This window comes from Magnetovibrio sp. PR-2, assembly GCF_036689815.1.
Classification (GTDB): domain Bacteria; phylum Pseudomonadota; class Alphaproteobacteria; order Rhodospirillales; family Magnetovibrionaceae; genus Magnetovibrio.
Genome location: NZ_JBAHUR010000006.1, coordinates 168533 through 184575, shown reverse-complemented (window position 1 = coordinate 184575; position 16043 = coordinate 168533). Strand labels below are relative to the sequence as shown.

At 56.0% G+C, this 16043-nt stretch carries 11 protein-coding genes; 8 read left to right on the top strand and 3 right to left on the bottom strand.

The annotated features are described in order from the left end of the window. Positions 1-80: 80 nt before the first annotated feature. From V5T82_RS09280 to rpmG, 4 genes are all read left to right on the top strand, one after another. Positions 81-2258: a sensor domain-containing protein gene (locus tag V5T82_RS09280; protein WP_332895346.1), complete on the top strand. Its 2178-nt coding sequence runs from the start codon at positions 81-83 to the stop codon at positions 2256-2258. 52 nt (positions 2259-2310) lie between these two features. Beyond that, entirely contained in the window at positions 2311-4623 is a 2313-nt protein-coding gene (gene rnr / locus V5T82_RS09275; RefSeq protein WP_332895345.1) for a ribonuclease R, read from the top strand. A 91-nt stretch (positions 4624-4714) separates the two neighbouring features. Continuing rightward, on the top strand, positions 4715-6361 hold the full coding sequence (locus tag V5T82_RS09270) for a S41 family peptidase (RefSeq protein WP_332895344.1): 1647 nt from the start codon (positions 4715-4717) through the stop codon (positions 6359-6361). Positions 6362-6457: 96 nt separating this feature from the next. After that, positions 6458-6625, top strand: coding sequence for a 50S ribosomal protein L33 (rpmG, locus tag V5T82_RS09265; RefSeq protein ID WP_069958166.1), 168 nt, complete (start codon positions 6458-6460; stop codon positions 6623-6625). Positions 6626-6762: 137 nt separating this feature from the next. Here the strand turns inward: rpmG and V5T82_RS09260 are convergent, their stop codons facing one another. Beyond that, positions 6763-7128: a response regulator gene (locus tag V5T82_RS09260; protein WP_332895343.1), complete on the bottom strand. Its 366-nt coding sequence runs from the start codon at positions 7126-7128 to the stop codon at positions 6763-6765. A gap of 690 nt (positions 7129-7818) precedes the next feature. Between V5T82_RS09260 and V5T82_RS09255 the strand changes: the two genes are divergently transcribed. Further along, a complete protein-coding gene (locus tag V5T82_RS09255; protein ID WP_332895342.1) occupies positions 7819-9891 on the top strand; it encodes a methyl-accepting chemotaxis protein in 2073 nt (690 codons plus the stop codon). A gap of 70 nt (positions 9892-9961) precedes the next feature. Here V5T82_RS09255 and V5T82_RS09250 read toward each other — a convergent pair whose 3' ends face one another. Then, positions 9962-10648, bottom strand: coding sequence for a Crp/Fnr family transcriptional regulator (locus tag V5T82_RS09250; RefSeq protein ID WP_332895341.1), 687 nt, complete (start codon positions 10646-10648; stop codon positions 9962-9964). 219 nt (positions 10649-10867) lie between these two features. On the opposite strand from V5T82_RS09250, the gene V5T82_RS09245 reads away from it, so the two are divergent. After that, positions 10868-11158 carry a hypothetical protein gene (locus V5T82_RS09245; protein ID WP_332895340.1) on the top strand — a complete coding sequence of 97 codons (291 nt, stop codon included), beginning with the start codon at positions 10868-10870 and terminating at the stop codon, positions 11156-11158. Here V5T82_RS09245 and ggt read toward each other — a convergent pair. Beyond that, complete coding sequence (gene ggt, locus V5T82_RS09240) at positions 11155-12717, bottom strand: gamma-glutamyltransferase (protein ID WP_332895339.1); 1563 nt, start codon at positions 12715-12717, stop codon at positions 11155-11157. The genes V5T82_RS09245 and ggt overlap by 4 nt on opposite strands. 119 nt (positions 12718-12836) lie before the next feature. On the opposite strand from ggt, the gene V5T82_RS09235 reads away from it, so the two are divergent. Continuing rightward, on the top strand, positions 12837-14108 hold the full coding sequence (locus V5T82_RS09235; protein ID WP_332895338.1) for a ChaN family lipoprotein: 1272 nt from the start codon (positions 12837-12839) through the stop codon (positions 14106-14108). Next, positions 14108-16030, top strand: a complete 1923-nt coding sequence (locus V5T82_RS09230; RefSeq protein WP_332895337.1) for a M1 family metallopeptidase — start codon at positions 14108-14110, stop codon at positions 16028-16030. The genes V5T82_RS09235 and V5T82_RS09230 overlap by 1 nt, the downstream gene beginning before the upstream one ends. The last annotated feature ends 13 nt before the right edge of the window (positions 16031-16043 follow it).

Here is a 16043-nt window from a genome sequence, read left to right as displayed (position 1 = left end):
TCGTTTGCTTTCGCCCATAATCGTCCAAATATCTAAGACTGTGGGGAAACGGATTTGCGGGGCATTCCCCGTATGGGCAAATGAAAAAAACGACTTCACTGTTGAGCACTTCGAACGATTCTATTTTGTTCGAAGCCCTGGAGGGGACGCCTGTCGCCACCTTTGTGATCGACCACAACCATGTCGTCGTGCACTGGAATCACGCCTGCGAATTGATCACCGGCACCCCGGCGTCCGAAATCGTCGGTACCTTGGACAGTTGGAAGCCCTTCTATCCGTTCGAACGCCCCACCATGGCCGATTTGGTTTTGGATCAGCGCACGGCGGAAATTCCGCTGTACTACAAAGGCAAGTTCCATCCTTCCGAAATCGTTAAAGGCGCCTGGGAAGCGGACGACTTCTTCCCGCACTTTCCCGACGGCGGCAAATGGCTGGCGTTCACCGCGCAAAAGCTCCACGACAAAGACGGCAAGGTCATCGGCGCCATCGAAACGTTACGCGACGTCACGCAACAAAAACGATCCGAAGAAGAAACCCAAAAAACGCTGCATCTGTTGAACGAAGTCATCGACGGCTGCCCGGTGCCCATGTTCGTGTTGAACGCGGAACACGAAATCACCCATTGGAACAAAGCGTGCGAAACCACCATCAACAATTCCTCCCAAGACATGGTCGGCACAAAAAACCAGTGGCAGCCCTTTTACGGTCATGAGCGTCCCGTCCTGGCCGACTTGTTGATCAGTTCCGAGACCAACAAGCTTGCCGACTACTACAGCGGCATCTGGAAAAAATCGCCCCTGGTCGATGATGCCTGGGAAGCGACGGATCACTTTCCCGATCTCTGCTCCGGGCCAAAGTGGCTTTACTTCACCGCAGCCCCCCTGCGCGATCCCGACGGTTCCATGATCGGGGCGGTGGAGACGTTGCAAGATATCTCCGCCCAAAAACAATATGAAAGCGATCTGGAACACCAAGCCAAACACGATGCCCTGACAAAACTGCCCAACCGCGCTTTTTTCGCCGACCGTTTGAGCCAAGCCATCGCCCAGGCCGAGCGTAGCGCACAGCACTTGGCCGTGATGTTCATCGACTTGGACGATTTCAAAACCATCAACGACACGCTGGGCCATCAAGCGGGCGATGTGTTGTTGATTGAAATCGCAGACCGCATCAAACAAAGCATCCGCGCCGTTGACACGGTTTGCCGCATCGGTGGTGATGAGTTCGTTGTGCTGTTGGTCAATCCCGACAACGAAGGGCACGTTGCCTACGTCACCCAACGCATCATCGAAGAACTTGCCCGGCCCATCACAATGGGCAACAGCAATCACCGCGCGCGCTGTTCCATCGGTGTGTCCATGTATCCCCAAGACGGCACCCGACCGTCGCAACTTCTGATGCACGCGGACAGCGCCATGTACACAGCCAAGGCCCGGGGCAAGGGCGGCTTTGTCTTTTTCACCCAAGACATCAACACTGAAACCCAAAACCGTCTGCATGTGGAACAAGGGCTTTACGAAGCACTTGCTGAAAATCATTTAGAGCTCTACTACCAACCCAGCTTCGACTTGCTCACCGGGCGCATCACCGGGGCCGAAGCGCTCTTGCGCTGGAACCATCCCGAACGTGGTGTGATCGAGCCCGACGACTTTATCACCATCGCCGAAGACATTGGCCTGATCGTGCCCATCGGGGATTGGGTGCTGAAAACCGCCTTGGCCGAAGCCCAAACGTGGACGTCCTTAACCGACCAACCGGTGCGGGTCTCCGTCAATGTATCGGCGCGCCAGTTCCACGGCGATGAGATTCTCAATTCCGTACAGCGCCATCTCGAAACCTATGACGGCAATAACCTGCAAATCGATTTGGAGATCACCGAAAACACCGTGATGTTCGACCCAGACAATGCCAGCGCTTTGCTCCACAAACTCAAAGACCACGGTGCCAACCTCGCCATGGATGATTTTGGCACTGGGTATTCCAGCTTGGCGTACCTACGTCGCTTCCCCTTTGATATGGTGAAAATCGACAAATCCTTTGTGAACGACTTGGGCCAAAACGCCGAAGCCGATGCGATTGTGAAGGCGATGTTGGATTTGGGCTCAGCCCTTGGTCTGCGCATGGTCGCCGAGGGCGTCGAGACCGAACCGCAAAAAGCGTTCTTGGAACGCGAAGGTTGTCACGAAATGCAGGGCTTCTTGCTTTCCATGCCGCTTCAAGTGGACGATTTCCGCAAAATGCTCCGCCAGAATGGCTAAGCGGCGAACAATTTCTGCCCCGATCCAGCCGAAACGTGTATAAGCTGGAGACATGTCAAAACAATCGTCACACCCCGCCCCGTTCCCGTCCAAAGACCAAATCCTTGAATTCATCAAGGACAGTCCCGGCCGCGTCGGCAAGCGTGAAATCGCGCGTGCATTCCGCTTAGACGCCGAGCAAAAGCTGCAGCTCAAAAAGGTTCTCAAAGAACTCAAAGACGACGGCATGCTGTCTTCCAAACGCAAGAAACTGTCCGACCCTGGCGCCCTGCCGCCGGTCACTGTGGTGCAAGTCATGGACGTGGACACGGATGGCGAACTGTTGGGCAAGCCCGTGGTGTGGGACCCAGAAATTACACCGCCGGTTATCTACATGGCTCCGGTGCGCCGTGGCCAAGGGGCGCTGGGCGTCGGCGATCGCGTCTTGGCGCGCATGAAACGCATCGAAGACATGGACGATGGCCGTTCGGCTTATGAAGCCAGCACCATCCGCCGGTTGGAGCACGCGCCCGCAGACGTGCTGGGCGTTTACAAACTTGATAACGCAGGGCATGGGCGGTTGCGCTCCACCGACAAGCGACACAAAGCTGAATTTGTCGTTCTCGACACTGGCGGTGTGGATGTCAGCGAAGGCGACTTGGTCCGTGCCGAAGTCCTGCCCGGCAAGAAGCTCGGCCTGCGCCAAGTGAAGCTGTGCGAAAAGCTCAACCGCGCCGGCGCCAAAGCGATTTCTCAAATCGCCATTTACGACCACTCCATCCCCACGGCCTTCTCTGAAGAAGCCCTCAAACAAGCCCGCGCAGCCACTGCTGCTGATTTGGGCACAGGCAAAAACAAACGCACGGACCTGCGCGACGTGCCGTTGATCACCATCGACGGCGAAGACGCCCGCGACTTCGACGACGCGGTTTTTGCCGAGCCCGATCCCAATGTGGACGGCGGCTGGCATCTTATGGTCGCCATCGCGGACGTAAGCTGGTACGTGCGTCCGAACGACGCTTTGGACCAAGGGGCGTTTCAACGGGGCAACTCGGTCTACTTCCCCGATCAAGTGGTGCCCATGCTACCCGAAGAACTGTCCAACGGTTGGTGTTCGCTGAAGCCTCAAGAAGAACGGCCGTGCTTGGCAGCGCACTTGTGGATTGACGCCACCGGGGGGCTGACCAAATACGAATTCGTGCGTGGGCTGATGAAGTCCAAAGCGCGCACCACCTATACCCAAGTTCAGCGTGCCTTTGATGGCGAACCCGACGAGCTCACGGCACCGCTGGTGGACGACATCATCAAGCCGCTGTACGGCGCATACGAGGTGTTGCTCAAGGCGCGTGCAGAACGCGGGGTGTTGGAACTGGATTTGCCTGAACGTCAAATCTTGCTGGGCGACAACGGCGAAGTGGACCGTGTGATTGAGCGCGAACGCTTTGACAGCCACAAGCTCATCGAAGAGTTCATGATCTTGGCCAACGTCGCCGCCGCTCAGCAGCTGGAAAAACTCAAACAGCCGTGCATGTACCGCATCCACGATGTGCCCTCGCCCGAAAAGCTGGAGGCACTGCGCGAGTTCTTGGACAGCGTCGACATTCCGTTTTCCAAGGGCCAAGTGATCCGGTCTAGCCACTTCAACCGGATCTTGCAAAAGGCCAAGAACTCGCCCAACAGCCATATGGTTTCAGAAGTGGTGCTGCGCTCCCAAGCCCAGGCCGAATACAATCCCGACAACTGCGGGCACTTTGGATTGGCGCTGAACAAGTACTGCCACTTCACCTCACCCATCCGCCGCTACGCAGACCTTTTGGTCCACCGCGCGCTGGTGCGCGGCCTGCATCTGGGGGATGGGGCGCTCGAAGACGACCACAAGAGCTTTCGCGAAGTGGGTGAACACCTTTCCGTCACCGAACGCAACGCATCGGGTGCGGAACGCGATGCGGTGGACCGCTTCACCGCGTTGTATCTATCCGCACAAATCGGCACCATCAAAAAGGGCCGCATCAACGGTGTGACACGCTTTGGCTTGTTCGTGACACTGGACGACACTGGCGCCGACGGTTTAGTGCCGATCCGGTCGTTGGGTGAAGACTTCTTCAACCACGACGAAGCCCGTCACATGCTCAAAGGCCGCGAAACGGGCTATGAGTACCGTCTGGGCGACCCGGTCGAATGCTTGATCAAAGAAGCGGATCCCATGTCGGGCTCCACGGTGTTCCAAATCACCACTGGCGGACGCCCCGGAAAACCCGAGCGCCTCATGGGCAAAAAAGGCAAATTTGCCCCCCGTGGAGGAAAAGGACGGGCGGATTCCAAGTCCAAAAACCGCAAAAAGCCCAAGGGTAAATCCCGCGCATCACGCCGTAGAGAACGGAAATAATTGAATATTTCCTGATTAAGCCTGCTGGATTAATACCAATGCACAGAATTTTCTGAGTGACGAAATGCCCCAAATAGTGGACTATTTCGCTATGGTACTGTCTATTGCCAAACCCAGTGGGTCTTTTGGGAGTGTTGGTGCGGGGATTTTGCTCGCCCTCACCCTGGCCGCGTGTGCGCCTGAGCAGGCCGCGACGACGCTTGAAACGACCAAGCCCACAGAAGCCCAAATCCAGGCCCAAGAAACCCGCCACAATGCCATCTTGCGCACCATCCGGGCGGGGTTGAGCGGCATACAACAGCGCTATATCGAACCGGTTTATACTGACGCTCTGGCGCTTGGTGCCGTGCAAGGCTTAGCGACCATCGATCCCACGTTCACCGTCAGCGAGTTTGACAGCGCCGTGCATTTGCACAAAGCCGACAACATCATCGCGTCCCATCCGCGCCCGCTGAGCAAATCCCCGGACGACTGGACGGCGCTCATCGTCGCCATGGTCGAAGCGGCGCAAAAACACTCCGACGAATTCGAAAACATCGACAACGAACGCGTTTTTGAGGCTGTGTTCGACGGCATGCTCTCGGGCTTGGATATCTATTCGCGCTACGCCGGAGCTGATGAGGCCCGCGCCAACCGAGCCCGGCGCGACGGTTTTGGCGGCATTGATATCCGCTTTGCCAATTTTCAAGGTGACATCACCATCACCCAGGTCCAAGACGGCGGCCCTGCCGACACAGCCGGGATTAAAAAGGGCGACGTTATCCTGAGTGTCAACGGCCACAAAACCCCGGGACTGTCCGTGCACAAGGTCGCACGCCTGCTGCGTGGGCCTGTGGACAGCCATCTGACCGTTCACGTCAAGCGCATCAACGAGCTGCCCGACCTGCCGGAGCGCACCATTGGTTTTCGCGTCAAACGTGCCCACGTGGTGCGCCAAACCGTGAAAGCCAAAACCGAAGACGATGTGTTGTTCCTGTCCGTCACGGGCTTTAACAAAAAAACTGCCAAAACCATGCGCACGATTTTGAAATGGAATGAAGACGCCATTGAAAACAATGCGCTCAGTGGCATCGTTATCGATCTGCGCGGCAATCCGGGTGGTTTGTTGTCACAATCGGTTGACGTTGCGGATTTGTTTTTGCGTGACGGGCGCATCATCGCCACGCGAGGCCGCCACCCTGACAGCTTTCACGATTACCGCGCCGAAGGCCGCGATGTGGCGGAAGGCACGCCATTGGTGGTCTTGATCGACGGCGGCAGCGCATCGGCCGCAGAATTGGTCGCAGGGGCCCTTCAGGACTTGGGCCGGGCCGTCGTGGTGGGCTCGACCTCTTACGGCAAAGGCACCGTGCAAACCGTCTTGCGCCTCCCCAACGATGGAGAAATCACCCTGACATGGTCGCGATTGGTCACGCCGTCCGGCTACGCCATCCATGGTTTGGGTGTGCAGCCCAGCATTTGCTCCAACCGCCCCACGCCTTATGTCAAAGCCCCGCATTTGGCCAATCAGACGCGAATTGACCAACAACGCGCCGTCATGGTGTCTTGGCGCAAAGCCGGGCTGGCGTTTGACGGACGGCGCGCCAAATTGCGCGAATCCTGCCCCGCCAAAACCTTCAGCACTGGCGCTTCAGAAGACATCTGGAAGGGCATTGCCAAAACCATCTTGAACGACCCGGAGCTGTATCACTACGCGCTCAGCCCCTCCAACACCAGCAACACCGCAGAACGGTTTTAGGTTTCCAGGCGTTTGCGCTTGACATCGGCGAAAAGCGCCGTATTTTACGCCGCTCAAGCGTTTATACGTTCACGAAAATTCTAGCGGAGCAGAAAGATGGCCAAACCGGCAACTATCCTGATCAAGCTGGTCAGCACCGCTGACACCGGTTACTACTACGTGACCAAGAAGAACCCGCGCAACACGACCGAAAAACTCGAACTTCGCAAGTACGATCCGGTTGTGCGCAAGCACGTGGTCTTCAAGGAAGCCAAAATCAAATAAGGCTTTCTCAGCGACAAGATCATCAAAGAATCAACAAAGCGCGCTCCTCATGGGGCGCGCTTTTGTTTTGGGCCTTTGCAGCCAAAAAATAAGGCCCGCCAAATCGGCGGGCCTTATGAAATACCTGTTGGGCCGGGTTAGCCTAAGAATTTCGACAACGTTTCCAAGAAGTTCGGAACCGAAATCGGCTTGGCGATGTAACCTTCGCAGCCCCCTTCGCGGATTTTTTCCTCATCACCTTTCATGGCGAATGCGGTCACGGCGATCACCGGGATATGCTTGAGCTCGTCATCGGCTTTGAGCATCTTGGTGATTTCCAGGCCAGAGATTTCCGGCAATTGGATATCCATCAAAATCAGGTCAGGTTTGTGTTCGCGCGTCAAATTCAGAGCGTCGCGCCCATCCTTGGTTTGGACGGTTTCGTATCCGTGAGCTTGCAAAAGATCGTTGAAGAGCTTCATGTTCAATTCATTGTCTTCGACGATCAAGATGGTCTTGGCCATTTTCTTTCCTTCGGTTTCAGACGGTTATTATGGGCAACCTGCCTGGAACATTTCGATACTAAGTCTCGAATTCCCCCAAGGGACGCACTCGCCCCGCGTTTGATTTGATGATGGATCATTCCGCACAACAAGTCAAACATCTCAAACGCTTCGAACTTAGCAGTAATCGAGCACAAGACAAAGGCCAAGACGACCATTTTACACAAAAAAAAGACCGCCAGAGAGCTGGCGGCCAAAAGGTTTGGGAGAAACACGAAAGAGAAACCGAAAAGACGGTGGAAATGGGACCGATTACATCCAAATATTCGGGTCCAACAAGGCCGTGGACATCAGCAGCAACGATAATGCGAGGCCAAAGGCTTTGAGAGAAGTCATGTTCGTTTCCATCGTCTTGAGTATTCGGTGATGGCTCGGTGGCCATCGATGCGTTCAATATGGCGAGATTCCCCTCCCGTCGCTGTGACGACCATCACGCCTTCTCCGAAAAAACCCAAAAAAATTGTGATTTCTGCCCAAAAACGGGAATCTGTTCACTTTTTGGAACTATTCTCGAAGAAATCTGTTGAGAAATAAGTGTTCTCGAAGGAATATTCACCTTAAGGCCTAAATAAATAAAAAAAGCTGACAGGAGTGGCAGTAATACCCTGGGCACGTATTGCGGACACAAAACCCAGAAAAGGGGAGACACCCTTGCTGAAATCGCTGAGTGCAAAGATCATAGCAGCAGCCGTTTTGCTGATTACCGTCAGTTCTGCGGCCGATTTCATCATTGCTTCGAGCATCACACACACGCTTAATGAAGAGACCGAATCGCTCACCCATGTCATGCATAGCGCCATCGAAGATAAAGACGCCTTAATTGACGAGCTGCTAAACGACAACCTTAAAAATTCTGAACAGAATCTTGAAGCGCAACTGTCCAAGTCCGTTGCCGAAAACACACTAAGCACCGAACAAACCCGCAAATTCTTGGAAGGCACGCGCAACGGCATTGCTGCGTCGAGCCTGACGTTGATCAAAAACGCCATGATGATGGGTGAAGCCGCTACGGCCCAAGATATGATGGACACGCTGCTGGAAAACCCGGCGATCTATGCCATCAACCTGTGGCGACCGTCCGGCGAAATGTCCTTTCGCGATAACAAGACCATCGACGAAATCAATATACTGGCTGGCGGTGATGCGTTCGAAAAACGCGATCCCGAGGATCCCGTTTTCATTGATGAAGGCCCACGCGCTGACACCTTGAAAAAAGCGGTAGAAGAGCGCAAAATCGGCCTTTCCACCAATGGTGAAGCTGAAAACGATGACGGTGAATTGGAGCCCGTCGAGTTTGCCTACTACATCATGGAAAACGACGAAGACTGCCAGGCATGTCACGGTAAAAATACCAAGCTGCGCGGCGTCTTGGAAGTTGCCGTGTCACGTGCTGCTTTGATCGAGTTGGAAAAAACCGCAGCTGCACAGATGGCCGAAATGGAAACGGTCGCCCAACAGCAACGCGCCAAACTCAAAGAAGACAGCGCGGCGAGCAAAGAGCGGGTCCACACCCAAACCGAAGCTGTGGATGCCAAGGTCAACGACGGTCGGACACGCTTGGCGGATGAACAGTCAAGTGCTTCGACCATGTCGTTCCTAACCAAAGCAGGCTTCTTCATCGCCACGGTTGGTGTCTTGTTCTTCGTTTTGAATACGCTGTTGACCAAACCTGTGAACGTCATGACCGACGCCATGAAAAAACTGGCCCATGGCAATCTGGAGGTCGAAGTCCCCGGTGTTGGCAAAGAAGACGAAATCGGTCAAATGGCCGAAGCGGTTCAGGTTTTCAAAGACAACGCCATCGAGGTCAAGAGGCTGGAATCCGAACAGGCCAACGCTGCGCGCATTTCAGCGCGTGATAAAGCGCGCGCCATGTTGGAGCTGGCCGACAACTTCGAAAACTCTGTGGGCTCCATCGCCAAGAACGTGCGCGATGCAGCAGGCGGTATGGAAGGCAATGCAGAAGGCCTGACATCAACGGCAAAGATCACGTCGGAACGTTCGCAAACCGTGACCAATGCGGCCATGCAAGCGTCCGAAAACGTCTCAACCGTTGCGTCTGCAGCAGAAGAGCTGTCCAACGCCATCAGCGAAATTTCGCGCCAAGTGTCTCACTCAACCCATATTTCGAGCGAGGCTGTGACCGAAATCCATGCCACCAACGAGAAGGTCCAAGGTCTGGCGGAAGCCGCCAACCGGATCGGCGAGGTTGTGGCGTTGATTACGGATATTGCGGATCAGACCAACTTGCTTGCGCTCAACGCCACCATCGAGGCGGCGCGTGCGGGTGAAGCCGGCAAAGGCTTCGCGGTTGTCGCCGGTGAGGTCAAAAACCTCGCCAACCAAACGGCCCGGGCCACGGATGAGATTTCGGCGCAAGTCGATGAGATCCAAGACGCCACATCGGACGCGGTCCAAGCGATCAAATCCATTGGCGGAACCATCGATTCCATCAGCCAAATCGCGTCAACCATCGCAGCCGCAGTGGAAGAACAAGGTGCTGCGACCCAAGAGATTGCCCGCAACGTCGAACATGCCGCCCAAGGCACGACGGAAGTGTCAAACTCTATCGAAGAGGTCAACCGTGCTGCTGAGGAAACGGGGTCTTCGGCGGAAAATATCCGCTCTGCCGCTCACGAACTCAGCTCTCAATCCGCCCACCTGCGCGAAGAGATGAAACGCTTCTTGGAAGAAATCCGCCCCAGCCAAGACGAACTGGCATAAAAGCGGACACCAAAACGACAAAAGGCCGGGGATTGTCCCGGCCTTTTTTGTTGTCCGCAATTGCGAAGCCTCAGTCCCCACGCACGTCTTCGACCATGTCTTCCAAACGCTCCATGTCCAAAATCACCAGAGCGTCTTTCTGACGTTCCACAATGCCTTTGCGCGCCAAGTCGTTCATGACCCGCGCCACGGTTTCACGTGTGGTACTGACACGCGACGCCACATCGGAATGAACCGGAATGGGTTTGATGGACGCGGTCATGTCGTCTTCAGTTATGCTGCGGCCCAAACGCAAAAGGTCAGCGTGAATACGGTTGTTGGCCCCAAGGGTGGACAAGTCCATGATGCGCGTCGTTGACGTGCGCACCAAATGCGCCAGATGCTTCATCAGCTTCAACGCAATTTCGGGGTGGTCCAAGACGATTTGGTGAAACTGTTCCGATGGGAGCGCTGCAATGCGCGTCTCTTTCAAGGCCATGACGCTGGCCGATCGCGGCAAACCGTCAATAGCTGCAAGCTCACCAAAATGGCTTCCGGCTTCCAAATCGCTAAAGGTGATTTCACGCCCCGAAACAGAATAGTTCACCACCCGCACACGCCCATCGGCTACGAACAAGATGTCGCGGCTGTTGGAGTACTGGTCAATGATCTGCTCGTTCGCGCCATAGGTCTTCCAGGCGCAATTCCGCTCAACAACACTTAACTCTTTTTCATCCAACTCGGACAAGAGCCGGATGTCTTTGAGTGAATCGCTCACCGGTATGCCCTCCCTAAATGGCTTCCGAGGTTCGCTCACATTCTGATTATAGGTTTACGACAATTTAGCCGCCAATCCTAGAGTTAACTAATTTTTGAGTTTTATCGACCAGACTCGCGCAGTGAGCAAGATGCGCCTGTTCACGAGCAGTTCAGGCCAACGTCTTATTAATCTACCCCGCACGACAGAACACGTTGCGGGACTATTGGAGGACACAGCATGGCAAAAACGGCCCATAAGGCCGTGCCTCAAGAGGACGAGAACCGTTCAGAGGGATATGCGCACGGGCCCAAAGAAGGCCCGGACGGAAGTGCTCCGCGTGTAGAAACACACTCACTCAGAGGTACGTTTGCAAAATCCATATGCCGGGCCCATGGCTTGGCAACCCTGAAACAACGCGCGGCCTGCGAAGAAGGTGTGCCGTGTGAGCAGTTGTCCGAATGCATGGACCAAGCCGACGCCACCGTGCGTTATCTGGATTTGCGCAAGCGCTTATTAGGCACAGACTAAACGACTAAGGCCGCGCCGCCACGGCGTTGATCGCCGCTGCCCGACAGCGTGCCCGTCCGCGCGTTGTATTCAACCGCGTGCACGCCGCCAAAGAACAAGTTTTGGCCGTCCCATAGTTTGCAGTTTTCAAACGCTTGGGACAGCTGGTGAGCCACCCCTTCGTCAAACCCGGATTCGACGTTCAAAAGGCCCCGTTCAAAATGAATGCGCGGACGCGTCACGGCTTCTTCGATGTGTTGACCAAATTCCAAAACGTCCAGCAAGACTTGCAAAATCGCCGTGCGGATGCGGTTAGAGCCGCCAGAACCCAGCGCGAGGCTCATGCCGTCTTCGCGTTGCAACAAGCTTGGCGCCATCATGGACGACATGCGTGTGTCTTGGGGCCATTGGTGGAAACCTTCGGGATTGATGTCTTCTTCGCCCAACATATTGTTGAACACCACGCCGGTATGGGGGGCGATATAGCCAGAGCCCTCCCCGTTCGACACGGTCAGGGACGCTGCGTTGCCATCGCGGTCAATCACACTGATGTGGGTGGTGCCGCGATGGGCTTTGGGCGCGTCCAGAATTTCGCTGCGGTAGCGTTCGATGAAATCCGCATCCAACAGCTTTTCTGCACCCCCCTTTGGGCATTGATTAAGCCCGCTTTCCACCCGCGCCTGATTGGTCAACGCCATCACCTGGGCGAGTTGGTCAAGATGCGCAAACGAACCAAATTCGTGACCACCCAAGCCCGTGTCCTTTAACAGATTCAGCGCAAACGCGATCAAAATGCCCCCAACAGATGGCGGCGGGTTGGTCAAGATGCGCGCCTGGCCATAGTCGACCACCAGCGGTTTGCGTTTGAGGACCTGGTAATTTTCAAAGTCCGCCCGGTCCAAGTGCCCGCCCTTGTCCTCACAATCCAACGCGACGGCAGCGGCCACCTCGCCACGATAAAACAAGTCGTCGCCTTCGCGCGCCAAAACATCCAAAAAATCCGCCTTGGCCGGAACCGTCATGCGTTCGCCCGCACCGATGAGCGCATTGGAATTGTTTGGGCTGGCATACTGTTGGCGGCATTCAGGCGTCGACATATAAATCGGTTCGACAATTTCGAAGATATAGGCCTGCAACGGCGACAAATCCAAACCATGGCGGGCTAAATCTATGGCGGGCTGAACAATTTCGCTCATGGGCAGACGGCCCAGCTCGCGATGCACTTCAAACGCACCTTTGACGATGCCCGGTGTGGCGATGGAGCCCATGCCGATGTGAAATTCCTGGGTCACCGTGCCGAAATCGGCCAAAACCGGGTGAAAGTCCACTTCTGAGCGTTTTTGGAGCGGTGTGTGGGCGAAAAAATCGTAAAGCGTTGCCAGTCCGGATTGGGGGGCCGCCAACAAGAACCCACCGCCTGCCAAGCTCGACAACACCGGTTCGGCAATGGTGGACGCGAACAAGGCTGCCAAAACCGCGTCATACGCGTTACCGCCCGCCTTCAAAATGTCCGCACCGGCTTGTGCCGTTTGCACGTCGCCTGCAGCGATTGCGCCGCCGTTAGGCCCGGATCTGCTCACCGATGGTTCTCCTCTAAAATTCAAGACGTGCACCCTATCCATTGAAGCGCGGACTGACAATAGGGTCTCAGGCAATCGCGCCATAGCCGTGCCACATTTTATCGGCTAGATTCAAGACTATGAGCTTCAAAACTGTATGCCTAGGCCTCTCGCTCAGCTTGGCGTTGTCCGGCTGCGTCGTAAATGCCCAAACACCGTCGAGCTTCGCGGGCGCTGCCGATGACATGCGCGGCACGGCCTGTGTGCCCCAAGGCACTTGGTTTGATCCAGCGCGGGGCACCTCTCTCTCCACCCAAACTGTGATCGAGCGGATGCGCACCAGAGACCTTGTCCTGCTGGGCGAAACCCACACATATGCCGATCACCACCGCTGGCAGATGCAGACCCTTTCCCAGCTTTATCTGCAAAACCCGGATCTGATTTTGGGCTTTGAAAGTTTCCCCCGCCGGGTCCAAGGCGTGCTGGACAAATGGGTCGCCGGAGAGCTTAACGAAGACGACTTCGCCCGCGACACCGATTGGGAAACCGTCTGGAAGTACGACATCGGCCACTACATGCCCCTGTTCCAGTTTGCGCGCATGAACACCATACCCATGGTGGCGCTGAACGTGGACCGGACATTGATCCGCAAAATCTCTGCCAACGGCTGGAAAAATGTGCCTGAAGATGAACGCTTAGGTGTCGGTGATCCCGCGCCCGCCGTTCAGCCCTATATCGATATGTTGGCCGCCGTTTACACCAGACACGACGACAAAGACGCGTCGAAAACGCCGACGTTGGACAACCCAATGTTTTCCAACTTTGTTGACGTGCAGCTCACCTGGGACCGCGCCATGGCCGAGGCCGCTGACAGCGCGCTCAAAGCCGCCGAAACCCAAGGCCGCACCCCGCAATTCGTCGCCATTGTCGGGCGCGGACACATGGATCATTTCCTCGGCATTCCCGAACAACTCAATCATTTGGGCCGCACCAATTATGGTGTGTTGACGCCGTGGGATGATCTGCGCAAATGTTCCGATCTGCAACGTGGCGATCGCGTCGCTGCCGATGCGGTGTTCGGCATCGAACCCACCAAACAAGCCTTCAACCGGCCTAAGCCCAAACTGGGGGTGATGATCGAAGGTTCGGACGACGGGGTGCTCATTGGTGACGTGGTCGAAGGATCCATCGCCCAGAAACACGGCCTTCAAAAAGGCGACGTCATTGTCAAAGCTGCGGGAACCCCGGTCAAAAAAGTCGGTGATTTGGTTGAGATCATCAAGTCCATGAGCCCCGGCACCGTTCTGCCGCTGAAGATCAAGCGCGACAAGACTGAGCTCGATATCATGGCCCGCTTCCCGACTTTGGCTGAGCAAGACGCCGCCCACAAAAGTGTGCATGGGAATAACTAATGCGCACGCTCGGCAGGATCATCGCGTTGGCGCTCTGGACCGTTGCGCTTTCCCTGGCCCTGTCCCCGGCCCCGGCCTTCGCAGCCGAGGTTTTGCACCACGCCGTCGCCTTCAAAATCGATCCGGACAAAAAATCCCTTCGGGTTCGTGACACCCTGGAGATTGCCGGAACGGGCGAAGTCGTCTTGCATATCTCAGACGAACTCAAAATCTCCAGTGCAACGTCGGACGGTGTGCCCATCACCTATAGCCGTGATGGCGCAGAAATGATCATCATCTTCGCCGAACCTGGCAATCACACACTGGAACTCTCCTACGAAGGCTTCGGCCTTGCAGGGTTGAGCCGCGATGGTGGTTTTGTTGACCCAAGCTGGGTGGCCCATCCACAAGACCAACTTTCCACGTGGGAACTTGCGGGGGAAACCCCAAAGGGCCAAACGTTTGTGCTGCCCGGTAAACTGGAAGCCGAAGACGAGGACGCTGAGGGCTACCGGGCGCAGTACAAAATCACCCGTTTCAGCCCGGCGCCTATGTTGATCACGGGGCCGTTCCAGGTCGACGAGCTGATGTCGGACGGCGTGCGGATCCGCACCTACTTCCATCCTGAACTGTCCAAGCTCGCGCAAGACTATCTCAAAGACAGCGCGCGCTATATTCAATACTATGCCCATGAAATCGGCTCTTATCCCTATCCGGGGTTCGCCATCATTTCTGGGCCCGCCCCCGTCGGCTGGGGCCTGCCCGGCATGACCTATATGGGCAAGCGTGTCCTGACCCTGCCGTTTATCCGCTACACCTCCCTGCCCCACGAAATTGTGCACAACTGGTGGGGCAACGCCGTGGACGTCGATTACGCCACGGGCAACTGGGCCGAGGGGCTCACCACCTACCAAGCCGACCACGCCATGGCCGAAGCCGCCAAGCCCGGCGGCGGCAAGGCCAAGCGCATGGAGTGGCTGAGAAACTACGCCGCCTTGCCCGCAGATCGCGACAAGCCCATCTCGGCGTTCCGATCCAAAATCCACGACGCCGCCCAAGTGGTGGGATACGGCAAAACCGCTTACGTGTTTCACATGCTCAAAACCCAGCTGGGCGCTGAGACCTTTACCAAGGCTTTGCAGCGGTTTTACCAAGACAACCAACGCAAAATCGGCGACTGGTCCGATATTCAAGCCGCGTTTGAAGCCGAAAGCGGCCAAAACCTTAACGCTTTTTTTGAGGCTTGGATTTCACGCACAGGTGCCCCGGATCTGGTCTTAAAAGACGCCCAACGCACGGACACGTCCGTCACCTTCACCATCGAACAGCGCCAACCCGGCCCGGCCTATCCCTTAGACCTCACCGTGCAGTTAGACGACCAGCGCCGAACGGTAAATTTGAGAAAAAAAACTCAAAGCATCAGCCTGAGCACGCTCAAGCCCGTCAGCACCCTCACCATTGACCCCAACGGCGATATCTTTCGCAAGCTCCATCCCGGCGAAGCCCCACCTATACTGCGCGACATTACACTCGACGCCCAAACCCAGCTGATGGCTTTGGGCGACGGCGAATTGCGCGACGGGGCTTTCAATCTTGCTGCGCGTTTGCTTCAGACCCGGCTGCGCCTGTTGGACCCCAATCAGGCCAAAACCTTGATCGTCTCCGGTCCGGCTGTCGACGTTCGGGCGCACTTAAAAGCCAGAGACTGGAGCGCGCCCCCCGCAGATATCGCCGCCAAAGGCGACGCGCGGGCTTGGGCCTTTAAAACCAAAGGCGACCAGACGGTCTTGGCGGTGGAAGCTGAAGACCTTCAAGCCCTAAAAGCGCTCAGTCGCGTTTTGCCGCACTACAAACGCCGCAGTTTTGTGGTGATGAAATCGGGAAAAACCATCGACAAGGGCACCTGGGAAAGCACCCAAAGCCCACTGACTTGGAAATTTTGATAAATTTCAGGTG